The sequence below is a fragment of the Actinomadura monticuli genome (assembly GCF_041463655.1).
Taxonomy (GTDB): Bacteria; Actinomycetota; Actinomycetes; order Streptosporangiales; family Streptosporangiaceae; genus Spirillospora; species Spirillospora monticuli.
The window spans coordinates 457211-476308 of the sequence record NZ_JAXCEI010000002.1 but is presented as its reverse complement, the minus strand read 5'-3'; the positions used below and the strand labels follow the sequence as shown (position 1 = coordinate 476308).

Sequence of the window (19098 nt, the reverse complement as noted above, 5' to 3'; positions counted from 1 at the left end):
CCTCCCGCCCAGTGAGATCCCGCGCGTCCTGTCGGCTCCGGCCCGTAGGGGCTAGGATCGCGACTCTAGAATCGCGTTCGGAAACCCGGAGGGGCCATGGCGAGGATCATCGAACACGGCACCTGGACCCTGGAACCCGCCGACGAGGGACTTCACGAGCCCGGCTCCGAGCTGCTGTGGAACGAGTCCTACTACTTCGACTTCGCCGCCCCGGACGGATCCGTCGCCGGCTACGTCCGGCTCGGCCTCTACCCCAACTGGGACCGCGCCTGGTACTGGGCGGCGCTGGTGCGGCCCGGGCAACCGCTCGTCATCCTCGCCGACAACGACGCGCCGCTCCCCAAGCCGGGGACGGCCGACGTCCACGCCGAGACCTACACGGCGACGCAGCAGATCACCGACCCCTTCGGCCCGGCCAGGATCACGCTGACCGGGACCGCGTCCCTCGTGCCCGACGACGGCTCCGCCGAAGAGAAGACCGGCCTGTCCTTCGACCTGCGCTGGGACACCGCCGGCGGCGTCTACCCCTACAAGGACATCCCGCGCTACGAGATCCCCTGCACCGTCACCGGCCTGGTCAGCGTGGGCGGACGGAAGATCCCGATCGACGCGCACGGGGAGCGCGACCACAGCTGGGGCGAGCGCGACTGGTGGAAGGTCTCCTGGCTCTGGACGTCCGGACGCCTCGACGACGGCACCTTCGTCCACGGCATGCAGGCCAACGTCGGCTTCCCGCTCGCGTGGCCGTGCTTCGCCGTCCCGCCGGACGGCGACATCGAGCACCGCGACGGCTTCAGCGTCGCGACCGTCTTCGAGGACGGCCTGCCCGCCCGCTCCGACCTCCGCTTCCCCGGCGCGCCCATGACCGTGACCCCGCTGGCGTTCGCGCCGGTCTCGGTCACCTCGCCCGCCGGCCGCCCGGCCCGCTTCCCCCGCGCCCTGTGCCGCTTCGAGACCGAGGACGGGCGCACCGGCCACGGCTGGACGGAATGGCACCAGCCGCCCGGCTGGGAGGACCACGGCTGGACCCACCTCGCCGGGGAGGACGCGTGAGCGCCTCCGGCGGTGTGAGCCCCGCCTCCGGCGCCGGAGACCTGACGGCGTCCTGGCTGTCGGACGCCCTCGGGGCGAAGGTGACCGCCGTCCGGGCCGAGCCGGTGGGCACCGGCCAGGTCTCCGACAGCCTCCGCCTGCACCTCACCTACGCGGGCGGGACGCCCCTCCCGCCCACCATGGTCGCCAAGGTTCCGGCCGCCGACCCGTCCAGCCGCGCCGCAGCCCGCGCCATCCGCACCTACGAGGTCGAGGCGAGCTTCTACGCCGCACTCGCGGGCGGCCTCGACGCGGGCATCCCCACCTGCTACTTCTCGGCCTACGCCGCCGAGGAGGACGAGTACACAGTCCTGCTGGCGGACCTCGCCCCCGCGCGGCCCGGCGACCAGCTCGCGGGCATCACCCCCGAGGACGCCGCCGCCGCGATCACCGAGATGGCCGCCTTCCACGCGGCGGGCTGGGAGGATTCCGGCCTCGCCGCCCTGCCCTGGCTCAACCGCCACGACGCTGACGCCGCCGCCTTCACCGCCGCGATGGTCACCGACCTCTACACCGGTTTCAAGGAGCGCTACGCCGCCGAGCTGGGCCCCGACGTCATCGCCCTGATCGAGGACTTCATGCCCTCGCTGCCCGCCTACCTGACCGCCCGCGAGGGGCCGCTGACCCTGTCCCACGGCGACTTCCGCGCCGACAACCTGCTGTTCGGCGGCCCCCGCACCGCCGTCCTGGACTGGCAGACCTGCGCCTACGGCCCCGGCCTCGCCGACCTCTCCTACTTCCTGGGCTCAAGCCTGCCCACCGAGGCCCGTCGCGCCCACGAGAAGGCGCTGGTGGAGCGCTACCGCGAAGCCCTGACGGCTCGAGGAGTCGCCCTGACCTGGGACGACTGCTGGACCGCCTACCGTCACCACACCTTCCACGGCATCGTCATGGCGATCGGCGCCTCGATGCTCGTGGAACGCACCCCGCGCGGCGACGAGATGTTCCGCACCATGACCACCCGGCACGCCCACCACGCCCGCGACCTGGACTCCCCGTCCCTCATCGCCTGATGCTCCGAAGGCCCGGACCGCACGAACGCCGTGCCGAAACCGAGCGCCGCATAACCGTGCCCAGGAAGAGGACGGTGACGAACACGTTCAGCGCAAGGCGCGACCAACTCCACATTCCGCGTTCATAGGCGATTCCTCGCCCATCTCGACGCGGTGTACGCACGCCTCCACGCGGAGCGCGGGGAGGTACGGCTGGCCAGGGAGGCCGCCCGGGCGATCTCCGGCGAGCCGCTCGACGACGTCCGCGCCTCGGACGCGATGAGCATCCCCGAACTCGCCGCCGCGCTCGGCGTGCGACGCGTGCTCCAGAGCCCTCCTCGACGGCGCCGCCGCACTCGGCGCCCTGCTCTCGGCGACCGACGGGAGCGGCGCGGTCTGATGTACTGGATGGGTTCCCACCCGGCGGAGACCATGAGGAGGCGTGCGGCATGGTGAACGAGAACGCCGACCGGCTGGCGGTGCTCATCGACGCCGACAACGCGCAGCCCGGCGTCGTCGAGGGGCTGCTGGCCGAGGTCGCCAAGTACGGGACCGCGCACGTCAAGCGCGCCTACGGCGACTGGACGGGAACGAACCTGCGGGGCTGGAAGGAGCACCTGCTCGACCAGTCGATCCAGCCGATCCAGCAGTTCGCCTACACCTCCGGCAAGAACGCCACCGACGCGGCGATGGTCATCGATGCGATGGACCTGCTGTACTCCGACCGCTTCGACGGGTTCTGCATCGTCTCCAGCGACAGCGACTTCACCCGGCTGGCGGCGCGGATCCGCGAGTCCGGGCTGACCGTCTACGGCTTCGGGGAACGCAAGACGCCCAAACCGTTCGTCGCGGCGTGCGACAAGTTCATCTACATCGAGAACCTGCTGTACGACCAGAGCCCGACCACCCCGGCCGCCGAGACGCTCAAGCCGGCGCCGCCGACGTCGGCCGCCAAGCTGAAGCGGGACGCCGCGCTCGTCAACCTTCTCCGCAACGCCGTGGACGCCGCGTCCGACGAGGACGGGTGGGCCGCCCTGGGCAGCGTCGGCCAGATCATCACCAAGCAGCGCCCCGAGTTCGACTCCCGCAACTACGGCTACAGCAAGCTCAGCGAGCTGATCGCCGCGACGACCCTCTTCGTCCTGGACCGCCGCGGCCCCGGCGAGGGCAAGGGCAACACCATCTACGTCCGCGACAAACGCCACCAGGACGGCAAACCGTCCTAACCTCCAATGCCCTCATCGCCCCGGGCATCGGCGCATCCGTTCGGTATGGACGCTGTTCCTTCGGCGCCTTCTGAGGGATGCGGGAGGACGGACTGCTGACGCGCATGCCGTCCGCCAGCCAGGTCTCGGGTTCGGCCAGGATGGTGTCTATCTCGGGGAACGGCTCGGACAGTGAGCTCTCCGGCGAGAAATACGACGCGGTGAACGGCCTGCTGACCTTGCTGCGCACCGTCGACCCCCGGCCGTGAGCACGGCCAGTCCAGTGGTTCCTGGCCGGAGGCCCGGTCAGAAGCGACAGGTCGCTCGTGTGTCTCGTGGAGCGCGCCGCACGTCATCTCCCTGCCGCGACATGCAAGTCCAATAAGAGTCAGCGGTTGGTGGGGGAGCCGCAGCACTTCTTGTACTTGCGGCCCGAGTCGCACCAGCAGGGGGCGTTGCGTTCGGGGGGCCAGTCGAGGGTGGGGGCGCCTTCGCGGATGCGGTCCCTCAGATGGTCGGCGCGGGTCTGCTTCTCCTTCGGGTCGCGGTCGTGGTCGCTCGCGTACTTGAGGAGGTCGTCCACCATCGTGGGGAGGACGCGGAGCTTGGACGCGCCGATCTCGTCGCTGGAGGCGCGCCAGCCGCGTTCGACGTCGCGGAAGTAGCCGGACGCGTCGGTGGGGGCGGTGCCGTGGACGAGGCCCTCGGCGAAGGCGCGTTCGACGTCCGCGCGGACGAAGAACGAGCCCGCGTTCGCTTGCGAGGGGGCCGCGGCCCTCTCGAAGAGCTCGACCATCTCGGCCTGCTCGTCCTCGGTGTGCAGGTCGAGGTCGTCGGGCGGGAGGCCGAGCGCTTGGCGGACGCGCTGGCGTCCCCGCAACTCGGGTCGGACGAACAGCTTGGCCTCGGCGAGTTCTCCGTCGTCCGTCATGAGGTCGCGGCAGGCGGTGTTGAACCAGGTGAGAGCTTCTTCGAGTCGTCCCTGCTCTTCGAGGAACTCCGCGACCAGGTAGGCCGGCCCGGGGCGGACGTGGGCTCGGCCCAGCCGGATGATCTCCGCTTCCGCCTCGTCGGCACGGCCGAGCTCGGCGAGCAGGGAGATCTTCTCCGCGGCGGCGAACTGTGAATCCTCGCCCGCGTCCATGGCCATGACGCCGTCGTAGATCCGCAGGGCACGGTCGGGTTCGCCCGCCAGGGACCATTGGCCGCCCGCCTCCAGCAGGATCTCCGCGCACTCGTCCGGATACTTCACGGCGTCGCGTTCGAGTTCCTGGGCGAGAAGACGCGCCCGTTCCTTGGAGTCCTTCACGAGGAGAGCGTATAGGCGTCGATGCCGTCAGGTGGCCAGGTCGGTGAGGAGGCCGGCGAGAACCTGCTCCTCCTCCACTCGGACGGCGCGGTCCCTCATCGCGGCGGCCAAGAGCGGGTCCCAGGGGGTCGGGACGGGACGGCCCGTCAGGGGGGTGTCCGAGACCGCCTTGAGGTAGGCGGGCGCGTCGTAGCGCCAGGGGCGCCAGCCGATGCGGGTGTGGACGGCGGCGGCGATCGCCACGCCGCCCCAGTCGAAGTCGCCGTGGTAGGCGAACTCGGCGCCGCCTTCCGCCAGGAGTTCGAGCAGGCGCCAGACCGCCGTTGACGGACGGCCGTTGCAGCAGACGAGCGGCGGGCAGGCCGAACCCAGCGCGTCGGCCGCGGCGGCCACCACGACCGGGTTCTCGCAGATGCGGACGAGGTCTGCCCGCATGGGAGCCGTGTGGCGGCGGAGCTGGCGGAGGGTGAGCGACACGGGTTCGCCGCGCATGGCGGCGAGCATGCGGCCCATGGGGGTGTGCGCGTCGCCGGGCAGGCCGAGGCACAGGACGGTGGAGGAGAGCTCGTCCAGGTGCACGCCCACGGCCGCCCAGGTCTCGCGGCGGGACTCGGCGCCGCCGTCCGCGCGGAACGGCAGGTCGGCGAGGGCGCGTGCGGACGAGAGTGCCAGGGTGGCGAGCGGGCCGTCGTCCAGGGCGTGGGCGTGCCCGCAGGTCTCGGCGGCGAACCGGCCGAGGGGGATGTCCGGGGACGGCAGGCGGCGCAGCACGGCGGCGAGGCGGCGGAGCACGTCCGCGGCTTCGGCGGGGTCGGACGTCAGGCGCCGGACGAGGCCGGTCGCGTCCAGCCATGCGCGCCATTCGGCCAGTTCGGGGCGGGAGGCGAGGGCCTCGTCCAGCGGGGCGAAGGCGTCCCGCCACGCGGCGGCGATCGAGGCGTTCTCGCGGGCCAGGTCGCGGACGGGGCCGTCCAGGAGTTCGACGGCGGCGGCCAGGCCGTCCGGGGACGCGCCGCTGGCGCGCAGCACGCGGTCGACCTCGGGGAGCGACAGCGACAGCGACGTCCCGGTGCCGGCGCGGCGGCCGAGCAGCAGCTCGGCAGCGCGGCGTTCGGCGGCCGTGGCCCGCGCCAGGGTCACTTTGCCGGTGAGCGGCGTGCCGCGTTCCAGGCGGGAGCGGACGCGCCGCACCAGCCACGCGGTGTCCGGCCCGCCGAGCAGGCGGCGGAGGCGGTCGGCGTCCGTCACCCGAAGATGTCCGCCTGCCCGGTCGCCGGTTCCGGGTCGGGCAGGTCGGCGCGGGTGCGTTCGCGGCCGTCCCAGCGCCAGGGGGTCACCAGGACCGCGTCGATGCCGTCGCGGCGGGACAGCTGGCAGATCGACAGGCCCGGCACCTGCGGATAGCAGCCCCATTCACGTTCGCTGGTCATGACCACGTCCATGTCGAAGGTGGCGAGCAGGCCGAGGCATTTGGCGCGGGAGTCGTCGTCCACGCCGGCGAACGCCTCGTCCAGCGCGACGAGGCGGGGCGCGTGGGGGTTGCCGGCAGACTTGTAGTGCGCGGACGCGGCCGCGAAGAGGGGCACCGAAGCGGCCAGCACCCGTTCGCCGCCCGATGCGGGGCCGGTCGCGGGGCGCCACTGGCCGTCCTGGAGGCGCTGGATCGTGAACGCGTGCCACGACCGGTAGTCCAGCGCACGGGTGAGCTGCTCCGTCCAGCCGGACGCCGGGTTGTCGGCGTGCTCGCGCGCGATCTGCTCCTGGAGGAACCGGCCTACGGCGGCGCGGTCGTCGATCGACCAGGCGTCGATGGTCTGCCGCAGCTTCTCCCGGACGCGGTCGAGGCCCTCGGGGGCGTCCTTCGCGGGCTTCCAGACGAGCCGCAGCCGCATCCCGGTGGACGTCGGGCGAGAGGTCAGCTCGGCGTTCATCTCCCGCACCTCGTCCTCGGCGGCGGCGATGAGCTCCTGGAGGGTGCCGGCGACCTCGTTCAGCAGGTGGTTCTCCAGTATCTCCCGTTCGCGGGCCGACAGGAGGCGGGCGCGCTGCTCCGTCTCGGCGTCGAGCGCCTCCGCGAGCCCGGGGACGTCGCGGGTGCGGCCCTGGAACAGGACGTCCACGACCATGATCCCGTCGTGGACGGTGAGGCCGACCGAGTGCCCGTGCCGGGACATCGCGTCTGACAGCAGCTTGTGCTCCTCGGAGACCCGCTTCTGGACCCGGTCCCACGGGCCATCGCCGTCGTCCACCGCGTCGAGTTCGGTGTTGACCGCGCGGGCCAGGAGAACGGCGGGGTTGGGCGCCCATTCCTCGGACGGGTCCGGGACGTCCAGGGCGGGCACGGCCACGGCCAGAAGGCCGGTCGCGGCGAACGCGCGGAACTCCGCCACCGCCTTGTCGCGGATCTCGGCCGCCTCGGTGATCTGCTCGCGCAACCTGTCGCGGGCCTCCTCGGCCTTGCCGCGTTCCGCGACCGCCGACCGCTCCCGGTCGCGTGCCCGCGACTCGGCGCCGTCCCGGTCGGTGATGGCCCGCTTGACCTCCTCCAGCCGCCGGAACAGCTCGTCGACGGCGGCGCCCGCCGTCTCGACCAGCGCCCGGTGCGCCTCGGCGGCGGCATCGGCCTGCCCGCGCGCCTGCGCGGCCCGCTCCGCCTCCTCCGCCAGCCGTTCCCGCACGCGCGCGACTTCCTCGGCCGCCTCCCCGGCCGACTCCCTCGCGGCCAGCAGTGTCTGCGCGGCGGGCCACAGCTCCGCCAGCGCCATCCGGTAGCCGTCCACCGCCTCGCGCACCCGCGCCAGTTCCGGTTCGCCGTCGGGCAGGCCGACGTCGGAGGCGAACTCGGCGGCCCGTTCCGCCGCCGCCGTGACCTCCGCGCGGCGCCGTGCCACGGCCTCTTCCGCGCGCGTGAGCTCGCCGGCGAGCTCCCGCCGCCTGCGGTGCTCGCCGGCGAGCCGGACGTGGGCCTCGCGCAGCGCGGTGTCGCGGGGAACGGCCCGGTGCTCGGAGGCCAGCGTCTCCCGCCGCGCCGCCAGGCCGTCCAGCTCCGTGCCCAGCGCCTTGATCCGGGACCGGGTCTCGGTGAGGTCGGCGCGAAGCCGGTCGATGCGGGCGCGGCGGGCGGCCTCGCGGGCGCCCTCGCCGACGAAGCCGGCGCTGTCCTTGCGCCAGGTACCGCCGAGGACGCCGTTCGCCCACCGGCCGTCCACCGCGACCCACGTCCGCGCGCCCGGACCGAGCCCCAGCCCGGTGAGGACGGCGTGCACGGCGTCAGCGGTGAGCGCGGCGGCCCGCGGGTCGGCGCGGTCGATCGCGGGACGCAGCACCAGGGCGCACGACGGCCCCTGCACTGCCTCCCCGGTCAGCAGGAACGTGTCGTCCGCGCCGAGCAGCGCGCCGTCCGGCGTCACCCAGGCGTCGAGGATGCCGGAGGCCTCCAGCGCGGCCTCCAGCCCGGCGCGGTGGTCGGCGGGCACGGTCTCGGCGAAGTCGACGACCTTCCACAGCGGCGCGCCCGGCCGGCCCTCCCGGGCCGCGGTGCGCGTGTACGGGACGGGCGGCGCGTCATGCCCGCCCGCCTCGAGCCGCCCGATCTCCTCCAGCAGCGAGGTCTCGGTTGCGCGTTCGGCCCGCAGCCGGGACTCCGCGTCCGCGACCCGGCCGCCGAGCACGGCCGTGGCCTCGCGGGCGGCGTCGTCCACGGCGGTCGCCGCGGGATTGCGTCCGTCGGCGGTCTCGGCCCACTCCTCCAGCTTCGCCAGGACCGCGTCCGGGTCGTCCACCTGGATCTCGGCGAGCCCGGCCAGGTAGGCGACGTAGGCGTCGAGCAGGTCCGCCGCGCCCGCCCGCGTCTCCGTTTCCGCCGCGGAGATCCGCTCGGCCGCGGCCTGTAGTTCGCCGACCAGCCGTTCCGCTTCGGCGGTGGCGGTCTCCAGCCGGGTCCGCGCGGCGGTGACCGCCGCCATCAGCCGGTCGAGTTCGGTGAGGGCGCGGGAGCGGTCGTCGGCGAGCGCGCCGGTCGCGCGGCGCGCCTCCGTGAGGCCGGCCTCCCAGCCGTCCACGGCGGAGGCGTGCGCCGGGCCGCATCCGGCGGCCGCCGCCAGCGTCGCCGAACGGTCCCGGACGGCGCCGAAGGACGACTCGGCGTCGTCCGCGCGCGACCGCGTCGTCTCGGCCCTGGCCTGCTTGCGCGCCGCCTCGCCGGACAGTTCGTCGCGGTCGCGTTCCCGCGCCTTCGCGTGCGCGTCCCGGCGCCGAGCCTCCTCGCCCATCTGCTCGATGCGCTCGGCGTCGCGCATCTCCGGGCTGGCCTCCAGCGCCTGCCGGCGCGCCTCCAGCCTGGTCTTCTCCGCGGCCAGCGCGTCCAGAAGCCCGGCCACCTCGGTCAACTCGGTCTCGGCCGCCGCGAACCGCGTCTCCGCCTCGGCGAGGTCGCGGTTGAGGTGCTCGTACCTGCTCTGCGTGAGGCGGGGGCCGGCGGCCTTCCGCTTCGCGGCGATCCGGCCGTACCGGGTGTAATGCCCGAGGAAGTCCGTCGCCGCCTTGTGCGCCTCCTCCAGGGCGCGCAGCGCGTCCCGCTCCTCGTCCAGGCCCCGGAACGCCTCCGCGACCGTCGTGATCAGCGCCGGGCTGAGCGGCGGCAGCGCCTCCGTCAGCGCCCGCGACAGCAGCCGCTCGTCCGGCTTCTTCGACAGCTGGGGCTGCCTGAGCTGGATCAGCAGATTGACCAGCGCCTCGTAGCGGTGCTCGCCCAGCCCGAACAGCGCGTCGTCCACGGCCCGCCGGTAGTCCGACGCCCGGTCGTAGACGATGCCGTGGCCGTCCACCGCTTCACGGAGCTTCTCGCGCGTCAGCGACACGCCGGTCTCCGAGACGAGGGAGAGACCGGCGCCGACCCGCTGCGGGGTGACGAAGAACCAGTGCCGGACGATGCCGCGGTCCTTCACCGCCTTGAGCCCGCAGCCGAGCGTCCGGTACTCCGGCGTCCCGTCCGGGTGCAGCCGGCCGAACTCCAGCCATGTGTAGCCGAGCCGCTCCGGATGCGGATGCTTACCGCCGAGCAGCAGGTTCCATTCCATCCGCTTCTGCCGGTCGCCGTCCGGCTCGACGCGGTGCGGGGACAGCTCGCCGTCCAGCAGGAAGGGCAGCGTCAGCGCCAGCACCTTCGACTTGCCGGTGCCGTTGTTGCCGCGCAGCAGCAGCCGCCCGTCATGGAACCGGAACTCCTCGACGTCGTAGTAGAACATGTCGACCAGCCCGGCGCGCAGCGGCTTCCAGCGCTCCGACGTCGGCAGGGGCGCCTGTGTCACCTTTCCGCCTTTCTCGTGTTACCTGCGGGGGGACGATCCCCCATGCCGCCCCGCGACCGCCCCGGCTCCCGGACGGTCGGCTCATCGACGGCGTACCGCGCTATCGCGGGAAGCGCCCGGACCCGGCCGTCCGGGAGCACCTCCACCAGCCGCAGCGCCGCCAGCTTCCCGAGCGCGATGTCCAGAAGTTCGGACTCGGCACCCGGCTCGGTCACGCCCTTGCGCCAGAACGACTTGTGCCGCGCCGCCGCGTCCCGGACGAAAGACTCCAGCTCGTCGCGCCCAGCCTCGGAACGCCCGGCGAGGTGCTCGGCGACCAGCAGCGTCACGTGCCCGTCGGTGCGCTGCTCGGGCATCCGCACGTCGGTCAGTTCGTCGTCCGGATCGACCATGGCGACCCCCTCTGCCCGCAGCTCGGGCACGAGACCGGTCGCCTCCTCGATGCGGCGGGTGATCGCGATGCGCTGGGAGACGAGGTAGCCGCGCTCGGCGTCGTCCAGGTCGTCGTAGTACAACACCGGGTCCTCCAGCAGCCGGCGCGTGAGGCGGCGCCGCAGCGCCCGGTTGCGCAGCTCGTCGGTGTCGGGGACGGGCTCGCCGGTCAGCTCGGCGAGCCGTTCCTCGAACCCCGCCGCGGTGACCGTGGACGGTCCGCGCGCCCCGGTCAGCAGCGACGCGAGGACGACTCGCCGCACGTCGTACAGGACGTCCCCGGACGCCGACAGGTACGACTCCTCGTCGCCGGAGACCCGCCGCAGCACGCCCCAGCCGAGCAGCAGCCGCACCACGGCGACCAGGTCGGCGCGCTCCGCCCGGCTGTCCAAGGTGAACGGGAACGCCAGGTCCGGCTCGGCCGCGGCGTTCAGCACCTCCTCGGCGAGCCGGCCGAGCGTCGTCTGCGCGTCGGCGCGCTCCAGCACCGCCAGCGCCAGGCACAGCACGACGTAGCGGCGCCGCCCGAAGGGCTCGCCGGCCTTGCCGCGCGCCGGATGCGTCCCGTCGTCGAGCGCCGGCGCCGTCTTGAACAGCCGGGCCGTCTCGGCGTCCACCTGGAGGCGCCAGCCCGTCTCCCGGTTCAGCCAGTTCCGCAGTTCCGACTGGTGCCGGCGGACGAGGACGAGGTCCTCCGGATCGGACTCGACCGTCAGCAGCGGTCGCTTCAGCAGCGCCCGCAGCGCCGACCTCCGCCGAGCGAGGTCGTCGTCGCTCACGTGCCCGCCCCGCTCAGATCGGTGATCTCGATGATGTGCTCGGGGCCGGTGAGCACGCCGTCCTCGGTCACGATCCGGATCTCGCCGCCGTCCGGGACGAGAGACAGCCGCACCTCCATCGACCCGTCCCCGGTGAGCGCCTTCACCTCCGTCTCACCTGGCAGGCGAGCCGCCAGCGCGTCCCCCAGCAGCGCCAGGAACAGGCGGAAGGCCCGCGGGTCCAGGACGCCCAGCTCCGACAACCGCACCGGGCCGCCGGTCCGGAGCCGCGCCCGTGCCGCCGCCGTCTCCGCCGCCTCGCGGTCGGCGCGCTCGCGGAGCAGCCGGCGCAGTTCCGACCGGTCCTGGACGCGGTTGGGCTTTCCGCGCCGCTCGTAGGAGCCGGTCCGGCGCAGCTGCGGCGAGACCCGCACCGGCGGCGCCTCCGCCCAAGGCAGCCCCTGCGGAGCCTCCTCCTCCCACGCCGCCACGGTCGCCGCGGTGACGGTCAGGTGCCGCGCGGAGGTCAGCCCGAACGCCGCCCGCCACAACCGGTGCATCGCCTCCTCGTCCGGCGCCTCGGCGAACCAGCGGGCCAGTGCCCGGAAGTCGGCGGACCGGTCCGACCGGCCCGAGCGCCGCTCGTTCAGCAGTCCCACCGTGTCCACCAACTGCTTGATCGCGGTCACCGCCGACTGGCGGAGCAGCCGCGCCTGCGACGGGCGGGCCGTCCCGCCGGACACGAACCAGTCGCGCAGGCCCCGCCACCGGTTGCGCCACGACTCCAGCGCCGCCGCCTCGGCGCGGTCGTACGCCTCGGCGGCGTCCGCGCCCTCCGGGACGGCGTCGGACGCCTCGCGCCGCGCCGCCACCGCCAGCAGCCGGTCGTGGCCGCGCGACTCCACTTCGGCCAGCAGCGCCGCGATCCGGGCGCCCGAGTTGGCGAGGTCGGCGATGAACCGGTTGATGTAGTCGATGAGCCGCTCCTTGTAGGCGATGAACCCCTCCACATCGCCGTCGGAGAAGTCGATCGCCCGGCGCAGCGAGGCCATGAACGCCTGCGCGTTGTCGGCCAGCGAGGAGAACCGCTCGGCCAGCGTCAGCAGCAGCAGATGGACCTTGGCCGGGTCCGGGCCGGGCTCGTCGGCCAGTGCCGCCAGGGCCGCGAGCTGGTCGGCGATGTCGGCCAGCGCCACCGACTGCAGGACGCCGCGCTGCCCGATCGCCTCCTCGTAGAACGCGATGGCCTGCTCGGCGGCGTGCCCGGCCGGAGTCAGCTGGAACAGGAACCGCTTGCGGTGGAAGTCCTCGACGGTCGTGACGCGGCCGGTGTCGGCGTCGGCGCGCAGGTTGCCCCATTCGACGAGCTTGTCCAGCGCCTGGGTGAGCTGCTCGTCGGAGTCGCGGCGCAGCTCCGCGGCCACGTCCTCCGGACGCAGGTGGACGATGAAGCGCTCCTTGGCCCGCGCGAACGAGCGCAGGACGTCCCGGTAAAGGGCGGCGTTCGGCGCGCTGAGATGCGCGAAGGGCAGTGGCCCGTCCGGCCCCGAGTCCAGATCAGTCACCGCACCATTGTGGTGCCTTGGGCCTGATGGTCACGCCCGTTCAGACCGTCGCCCATCGTGCCGGAGACCCCCGTCACCACGCCCTTCCGTACGGTCGCCTCGGCGGTGTCCGTGCTGCACGGGTCGCTCCGCACCAGGTCGGTCCCGCACATCGCGCGCTGCCGCGACACCTCGCCCCACTCGGGGCCGAACGCGCGCTGCTCCCGGGAACCCGGACGCGGCCGCGAACGACGCTTTCCTCGGGGCTTGCGGGGGTTGTGGCGAAGATTTTCCAGGTATGTCCGACTCTCCGTTAACCTGTGCGCCGGACTGCGGCCATACGACCGCCACACGAAGGCTTCTGGGTGGTGACACGGTGCCATGGGCGCGAAGCCGCTTCAACGGCGAACGGTCTTGATCGCCTTCCTGTCTCCCCGCTCGGCCCCCATCACAGGAGGTTTCCGTGCAGGTTCCAGATCCCCAGGTCGTCTCCCGCGAGTCCCGCCGGCCCCGCCGCCTGCGGCGCGCCGTCGCCGCCGCCGGCCTGATGGCCCTCGGTGCCATCGCCGGCCTGGGCCAGACCGCCCAGGCCGCGACGGTTCCCACCCCCGCCCACGTGGTCGTCGTGGTGTTCGAGAACCACGCCTACTCCCAGGTGATCGGCAGCTCCAGCGCCCCCTATATCAACTCGCTCGCCAACAACGGCGCGAAGTTCACCAAGTTCTACGCCGAGACCCACCCGAGCCAGCCGAACTACTTCGCCATGTTCTCCGGCGGCACCCAGGGCGTCACCAACGATTCCTGCGTCACGCCGGGATCCAAGAGCGCCGCCAACCTCGGCGCGGAGGTCATCGCGGCGGGCCGCACCTGGGGCAGCTACAACGAGGGCCTGCCCTCGCAGGGCTCCACGGTCTGCACCAGCAGCTCCGGCAAGTACGCCCAGAAGCACAACCCGTGGTTCGCCTTCAGCAACGTGCCGGCCTCCACGGGCTACACGATGTCGCAGTTCCCGACCAACTACGCCAACCTGCCCACGGTCTCGTTCGTGGTGCCGAACCTGTGCAACGACATGCACGACTGCTCGGTCGGCACCGGTGACACCTGGCTCAAGAACAACCTGAGCGCCTACGCCACGTGGGCCAAGAGCAACAACAGCCTGCTCGTCGTGACCTTCGACGAGGACAACAGTCTGTCCGGCAACAAGATCGCGACCGTGTTCTACGGCGCGAGCGTCAAGACGGGCGCCTACTCGACCCAGTACAACCACTACAACCTCCTCCGCACGATCGAGGACATGTACGGCACCACCCACGCCGGCAACGCCGCCTCGGCCAGCCCGATCACCGAGGCCTGGCAGTAGCGCCACCGCGGTCCCCGGCCACGGCGCGTCCGTGGCCGCGGGCACCGGAGGGAGCCGCTGAGCGGCTCCCGATCCGACGCCCCCCGGCGTGCCGGCCCGCTCCGGCTGCGCGGGGGGAGTGCCCCCGCACCCCAAGGCAAGGAGCACCATGGCGTACGTGTCGGCCGGCCGTGCCGCGGACGCGGCACGCGGCGTTCCCGTCGGAGCCGGCGGTACGGGCGGTTCTCCCGAATCCCCCGGGGCGGGCGGCCGGACCGGCCGGGCGGGCCGGCTCGTCGCCGCCAACGTCATCGCGCTCGGCGCCGTCAGCATGATTACGGACGTGTCGTCCGAGATGGTCACCGCCGTGCTCCCGCTCTATCTGGTCGCCGGCCTGGGGCTGTCGCCGCTGGCCTTCGGTTTCCTCGACGGGTTGTACGGCGGGGTGACCGCTCTCGTACGCCTGCTGGGCGGGCACGCCGCCGACCGGTGGCGGCGGCGCAAGCTCGTCGCCGGGATCGGGTACGGGCTGTCGGCGATCACCAAGCCCGCGCTGCTGGTGGCGGGAACCGTGCCGGTGATCGGCGCGGTGCTCGCGGCCGACCGCACCGGCAAGGGGCTGCGCACCGCGCCGCGCGACGCGCTGATCTCGCTGTCCAGCCCGGCCGGCGAGCAGGGCAGGGCGTTCGGGGTGCACCGTGCGATGGACACCGCGGGAGCCCTGCTCGGCCCGCTGGTCGCGTTCGGCATCCTGGCACTGGCGGCACAGGGCTACGACGCGGTGTTCATGGTCAGCACCTGCGTCGCCGCGTTCGGTGTGCTGGTCCTCGTGCTCTTCGTGCGAGACCGTCGGGAGCGGGACGAGACTCCGCCCGACGGCGGAGGCACCGAGCCTCCGGCCGGCGAGACGGACCGGCCGTCGCTCCGCGTGACCCTCCAGGCGCTGCGACTGCCCGGCTTCGCCCGCATCTGCGTCTGCGCGCCGCTGCTGGGCGTCGCCACCCTCAGCGACTCCTTCGTCTACCTGCTGCTGCAACGGCGGGTCGATCTGCCGGCCCACTTCTTCCCGCTGCTGCCGGTCGGCACGGCGGCCGCGTTCCTGCTGCTGGCCGTGCCGCTCGGGCTGGTCTCCGACCGGATCGGCCGGCTCCGCGTCTTCCTGGCCGGGCACGCCGGCCTGCTGGTGGTCTACGGCCTGCTGCTGTCGCCGCTCGGCGGAGCCGTCCTGGTGACCGTCGCCCTCGCGCTGCACGGCGCGTTCTATGCCGCGACCGACGGGGTGCTGATGGCCCTGGCCGGCCCGCTGCTCCCCGAGAACGTGCGCGCCGGGGCGCTGGCGGTCCTCCAGACCGGGCAGGCGACCGCGCGTCTCGCCTGCTCGGTCGGGTTCGGCGCCGCCTGGACCTGGTGGGGGCCGCGCAACGCTCTGCTGCTCGCCGCGACGGCGCTGGTGCTCGCCGCGGCCGCCGCCGCCCCGATGCGACCGGAGACCCGGAACCCATGACGAACCGTTCCCGAGCGACCATGCTGATCGTGGCGGCGGTACTGCTCGCCGGCCTCGCCGTCGGCTACACCGTGCACGCCGCGACCCGCTCCGGTTCGGACCGGTCGGGCGCCGGCCGGACGAACGGGCGGTTGAGTCTCTCCGGCCACGGGCGGATCCTCTTCCGCGACACCGGCATGGGCACCGGCAAGGACCACCTCGCCTCGGTCACGGCCGCCGATCCGGGCGGACGCCGGATCGACGGCCGGCTGAGCTGCGTACGCTTCTACGCCGCCGCCGGAACCGGGGTGTGCCTGCGCAACGACGGCGGCGTGGTCCCGACCTACACCGCGGTGATCCTGGACGGCGACCTCACCGAGGTCCGCAGAATCGAGCTGGCGGGCACGCCGTCCCGGGCAAGGGTCTCGCCCAGCGGGCACATGGCCGCCTGGACCGTCTTCGTCAGCGGTGATTCCTACGGGTCGCTGGCGTTCTCCACGCGCGCGAGCATCCTCGACGTGCGCACCGGCACGCTGGTGCCGAGCCTGGAGACGTTCTCCGTCGCCAAGGACGGCAAGCCCTACCGGGCCGCGGACGTCAACTTCTGGGGCGTGACCTTCGCCGACGACGACCGCTTCTACGCCACGCTCGCCACCGCCGGGAGGACCTATCTGGTGGAGGGCAGCGTTCGCGGCCGCAGCGTGCGCACGCTGCGGGAGAACCTGGAGTGCCCCTCACTCTCCCCCGACGGAACCCGACTGGTGTTCAAGAAGCGGGTGCGCCCGGCCTCATCGGGCGCGCCATGGCGGCTGTACGCCCTCGACCTGAAGACGATGCGCGAGACCCCGCTCGCCGAGCAGCGCAGCGTGGACGACCAGGCCACCTGGTTCGGCCCGGACACCGTCGTCTACGCCCTGGCAGGAGACTTCGGCACCGACCTGTGGTCGGTCCCGGCCGACGGCACCGGCACACCCAAAAAGATCATCAGCCGCGCGCTGTCACCCGCCATGATCCCCTGATCAGGCCGGAGCCGTGGAGCCCGTCAGGTCACGGCGAGGTGCTCGCGGCGGTTCCGCGGGGTCTCGGCCTCGTCGAGCAGGACGAGCGCGAAGTCCGCGTAGGAGATCCGGGCGGCGGGGTCACCGTGGTCGCGAATCTCGTAGCGGCCCGTGCGCTGCCCCTGATGGTCGAAGTCGCCTGCCGGACTGACATACACCCAGTCCAGCGCGCCGCCCTCGGAACGAAGGACCTCAAGACCCTCGGCGTGGCCAAGGCAGAAGGGCCGGAACTCGGCGGGGAAACCGGGCGCGTCCATCAGGCGGGTGCCGTCGGCGCCGGACAGGAGCGATGCCAGCCCGACCGCGACGAGCCTGCCCACCCCGGCCTCCCGCAGCCCCCCGATGAGGGCATGCGACGCGTCCGCGAAGAACTCCACAGGTTCGATCACCGCCGCCGCGTTGATCGCGGCGTCGTGCCCGGCCGCGAGCGCGGCGACGTCCGCCGCCTCGGTGACGTCCCCGGCCGCGACCCGCACGCCGTCGCCCGCAAGGCCGCCGTGGCCGGACGGGTCGCGCACCACCGCGGTGACCTCGTGCCCGCGCCGCCGCGCCTCCGCCACGGCCTGCCGTCCGGCCCGTCCACCCGCCCCGAAGATCACGATCTTTCCCATCGCTGGAATACCTCCCGTTGACTCGATGCTCGGGAAAGGTATCCGCGGGGTCGGTTACCTCCCGGATACCGAGACCAGCCACCGGCCGACCGGCGGGAGAGGGACCATGACGCACCGCGAGCCGCTGCCTGCGGACATGTTCGACGAACTGTGCCCGTCCTCGCTGCTGCCCTTCCGTTTCGGCGACAAGTGGTCGGCCCTGATCGTGCGCTGCCTGGAGGACGGCCCGCGCCGCTTCTCCGAACTGCGCGTCCCGCTCCACCGCGTCACGCCGAAAGTGCTCACGCAATCGCTGCGCGCCCTGGAACGGGACGGGCTCATCTCACGCACGGCGCATGCCGACCCGAGACCGCGGGTGGAGTACGCGCTGACGCCGCTCGGCCGCAGCATGCTCGAACCCCTGTACTTCGCCTGCGAGTGGGCGGCCGAGCACTGGGACGAACTGATCGACGCGCGGGAGCGGAGCCTCTAGCCCGGATCGGCCGCAAGGAACACGCCGATGCCGTTGGCGACGGCACGCTCCGTCCCGTCCGACGGGGCGTTGCGGACGGCCGCCGAGACCGTGCCGGGGACCCGCGCCACGAAGGTCGAAGAGCCGCCGCCGTCGAGGTTCACGGCGTCGTCGGCCCCGACCCCGTCCAGGAGGGACGCCAGCTCGGCGACGGTCAGCCCGCCGCTCCGCTCCGACCTGCCGTCCGCCACGACCAGGTAGAGGCGCCGCCCGTCGCGGCTCACCCCGGCGGCGGTGCGCGGCGCCGGGCCGTCCGGGCTCAAGCCCTTCAGGGGCTCGCCGTCCCGCAGGATCGGAACCCCGCCGACGGCGAACCGGAACCGGACCGGCCCCGTGAAGCGGTAGGAGACCCGCACCCGCTGCCCGACCCGGAGCCGGCGCAGCACGCCGGCGCCCTTCTCCCGCCCGACCAGGACGGTCGTGCCCTCCGGCACCGCCCCCGCGCCCACCGTGCCGGACACCCCCGCCACCACGCCCCGCCGGACGATCGCCTCGGCCGTCTCCGTACTGCACGGAGCGCCGCGCACCTCGTCCGTCCCGCACACCGCGCGCCGCCGCGAGACCGCACCCCACCGCGAGTCGAACGCGCCGACGCTCCCGACATGCAGCGCGTACTGGTTCAGCCCGCGCAGGGGGACGGACGTCTTCCCGTACCGGACGCTCCCGGTCAGACGCAGCCGCGCGACATGCCCCCGCCCGTCTTCCCCGACGCCGATGACGCTCTCGCTGGACGCACCGGGCGGCAGCGCGGGCCCGAACCGCTGCCCGTCCGGCACCGCCCCCTTGACCGGCCGCCCGCTGTCCACCGCCGGGCCGGACGACGACCCGGTCGCCACCACCCCTGGCCGCGTCTCACTCACATTGAAGAAGTCGCCGTTGACCCCGGCCACCGCACCCTGCGCACCCGCCATGCCCGACACCGTCCGCCGCGCGGCGACCACGGGCGGCCGCAACAGCCCCACGGACACCTTCGGGGCGCGCAGATCGACGTCCAGCAGATCACCCACCACCCGCCCAGCGCCCCCGGACGTCTCGAACGCCCGAAAGGTCACCCCCGGCGCCGTCTTCTCGGACGAGGTGAACCGCACCTCCCCGACCACGGCCGAAGACGGCAGCCTCCGCGCCCCCGCCCGCTCCCCGGACCCGGCCCCGTCCACTCCCGGCGGCGGCGCGTCCTCCGCGAGCACGGGGAGAGCCCCGGCCACCGTCACCCCCGCCACCACCGCCCCGACCACGACCCGCCGCACCCGCGCCCCCTCCCAACACCCCCAGCCCGCTGATCATGCCGCGCAAATGGTGAAGCCCGAGCGATCGCCCGCCCAAAGCACGCCGAAGATCGCGTATCCCGCCACGGGACGTGGTCACAAGTGCGACTCGAGACGCGCAAGGGCATAGGCGGCTACGCCCATTGGCCTGGACGCGGCATAGAGCCCGGACATGCCAGCGGCCCCGCCA

The 19098-nt window shown here is 73.4% G+C and carries 16 protein-coding genes; 9 read left to right on the top strand and 7 right to left on the bottom strand.

Annotated elements, in window-relative coordinates; all coding sequences use genetic code 11:
* Positions 1-96: 96 nt before the first annotated feature.
* From SM611_RS05700 to SM611_RS05680, 5 genes are all read left to right on the top strand, one after another.
* A complete protein-coding gene (locus tag SM611_RS05700) occupies positions 97-1053 on the top strand; it encodes a DUF7064 domain-containing protein (protein WP_371947780.1) in 957 nt (318 codons plus the stop codon).
* Positions 1050-2105 (top strand): phosphotransferase family protein, encoded by a 1056-nt coding sequence (locus tag SM611_RS05695; protein ID WP_371947779.1) that lies wholly within the window; start codon positions 1050-1052, stop codon positions 2103-2105. The genes SM611_RS05700 and SM611_RS05695 overlap by 4 nt, the downstream gene beginning before the upstream one ends.
* A 153-nt stretch (positions 2106-2258) precedes the next feature.
* Entirely contained in the window at positions 2259-2540 is a 282-nt protein-coding gene (locus SM611_RS05690; RefSeq protein WP_371947778.1) for a hypothetical protein, read from the top strand.
* Complete coding sequence (locus tag SM611_RS05685; RefSeq protein ID WP_371947777.1) at positions 2534-3310, top strand: NYN domain-containing protein; 777 nt, start codon at positions 2534-2536, stop codon at positions 3308-3310. The genes SM611_RS05690 and SM611_RS05685 overlap by 7 nt, the downstream gene beginning before the upstream one ends.
* A gap of 77 nt (positions 3311-3387) precedes the next feature.
* Positions 3388-3558 (top strand): hypothetical protein, encoded by a 171-nt coding sequence (locus SM611_RS05680; protein WP_371947776.1) that lies wholly within the window; start codon positions 3388-3390, stop codon positions 3556-3558.
* Between the two features lie 119 nt (positions 3559-3677).
* Here SM611_RS05680 and SM611_RS05675 read toward each other — a convergent pair whose 3' ends face one another.
* The 5 genes from SM611_RS05675 to SM611_RS05655 are packed head-to-tail and all read right to left on the bottom strand — an operon-like array spanning position 3678 to position 12662.
* Positions 3678-4598: an SEC-C metal-binding domain-containing protein gene (locus tag SM611_RS05675; protein ID WP_371947775.1), complete on the bottom strand. Its 921-nt coding sequence runs from the start codon at positions 4596-4598 to the stop codon at positions 3678-3680.
* Positions 4599-4625: 27 nt separating this feature from the next.
* Complete coding sequence (locus SM611_RS05670) at positions 4626-5846, bottom strand: TIGR02679 family protein (RefSeq protein ID WP_371947773.1); 1221 nt, start codon at positions 5844-5846, stop codon at positions 4626-4628.
* Positions 5843-9907 (bottom strand): TIGR02680 family protein, encoded by a 4065-nt coding sequence (locus SM611_RS05665; RefSeq protein ID WP_371947772.1) that lies wholly within the window; start codon positions 9905-9907, stop codon positions 5843-5845. The genes SM611_RS05670 and SM611_RS05665 overlap by 4 nt, the downstream gene beginning before the upstream one ends.
* Entirely contained in the window at positions 9904-11118 is a 1215-nt protein-coding gene (locus SM611_RS05660; protein ID WP_371947770.1) for a TIGR02678 family protein, read from the bottom strand. Before SM611_RS05660 ends, SM611_RS05665 begins: the two co-directional genes overlap by 4 nt.
* Positions 11115-12662 carry a TIGR02677 family protein gene (locus SM611_RS05655; RefSeq protein WP_371947768.1) on the bottom strand — a complete coding sequence of 516 codons (1548 nt, stop codon included), beginning with the start codon at positions 12660-12662 and terminating at the stop codon, positions 11115-11117. Before SM611_RS05655 ends, SM611_RS05660 begins: the two co-directional genes overlap by 4 nt.
* 442 nt (positions 12663-13104) lie before the next feature.
* Between SM611_RS05655 and SM611_RS05650 the strand changes: the two genes are divergently transcribed.
* The 3 genes from SM611_RS05650 to SM611_RS05640 all read left to right on the top strand — a co-directional run bounded on the left by SM611_RS05650 (position 13105) and on the right by SM611_RS05640 (position 16482).
* The gene (locus SM611_RS05650) at positions 13105-14001 is read left to right on the top strand and encodes an alkaline phosphatase family protein (RefSeq protein WP_371947766.1); all 897 of its coding nucleotides are present in this window, start codon (positions 13105-13107) and stop codon (positions 13999-14001) included.
* Between the two features lie 148 nt (positions 14002-14149).
* Positions 14150-15484, top strand: a complete 1335-nt coding sequence (locus tag SM611_RS05645) for an MFS transporter (protein WP_371947764.1) — start codon at positions 14150-14152, stop codon at positions 15482-15484.
* Complete coding sequence (locus SM611_RS05640) at positions 15481-16482, top strand: TolB-like translocation protein (RefSeq protein WP_371947762.1); 1002 nt, start codon at positions 15481-15483, stop codon at positions 16480-16482. The genes SM611_RS05645 and SM611_RS05640 overlap by 4 nt, the downstream gene beginning before the upstream one ends.
* 23 nt (positions 16483-16505) lie before the next feature.
* Here the strand turns inward: SM611_RS05640 and SM611_RS05635 are convergent, their stop codons facing one another.
* Positions 16506-17132 carry an NAD(P)-dependent oxidoreductase gene (locus SM611_RS05635; protein ID WP_371947761.1) on the bottom strand — a complete coding sequence of 209 codons (627 nt, stop codon included), beginning with the start codon at positions 17130-17132 and terminating at the stop codon, positions 16506-16508.
* 106 nt (positions 17133-17238) lie between these two features.
* Here SM611_RS05635 and SM611_RS05630 point away from each other — a divergent pair, with 106 nt between their 5' ends.
* Positions 17239-17604 (top strand): winged helix-turn-helix transcriptional regulator, encoded by a 366-nt coding sequence (locus SM611_RS05630; protein ID WP_371947760.1) that lies wholly within the window; start codon positions 17239-17241, stop codon positions 17602-17604.
* Here the strand turns inward: SM611_RS05630 and SM611_RS05625 are convergent.
* Positions 17601-18890, bottom strand: coding sequence for a phosphodiester glycosidase family protein (locus SM611_RS05625; protein ID WP_371947759.1), 1290 nt, complete (start codon positions 18888-18890; stop codon positions 17601-17603). The two genes, SM611_RS05630 and SM611_RS05625, sit on opposite strands and share 4 nt — an antisense overlap.
* Positions 18891-19098: the final 208 nt, after the last annotated feature.

Excerpts from the sequence above, each read along its gene's own strand:
- SM611_RS05700 (WP_371947780.1), top strand. The coding sequence starts at position 97 with ATGGCGAGGATCATCGAACACGGCACCTGGACCCTGGAACCCGCCGAC.
- SM611_RS05640 (WP_371947762.1), top strand. The coding sequence starts at position 15,481 with ATGACGAACCGTTCCCGAGCGACCATGCTGATCGTGGCGGCGGTACTG.
- SM611_RS05680 (WP_371947776.1), top strand. The coding sequence starts at position 3,388 with ATGCGGGAGGACGGACTGCTGACGCGCATGCCGTCCGCCAGCCAGGTC.
- SM611_RS05645 (WP_371947764.1), top strand. The coding sequence starts at position 14,150 with ATGGCGTACGTGTCGGCCGGCCGTGCCGCGGACGCGGCACGCGGCGTT.
- SM611_RS05630 (WP_371947760.1), top strand. The coding sequence starts at position 17,239 with ATGACGCACCGCGAGCCGCTGCCTGCGGACATGTTCGACGAACTGTGC.
- SM611_RS05635 (WP_371947761.1), bottom strand. The coding sequence starts at position 17,132 with ATGGGAAAGATCGTGATCTTCGGGGCGGGTGGACGGGCCGGACGGCAG.
- SM611_RS05685 (WP_371947777.1), top strand. The coding sequence starts at position 2,534 with ATGGTGAACGAGAACGCCGACCGGCTGGCGGTGCTCATCGACGCCGAC.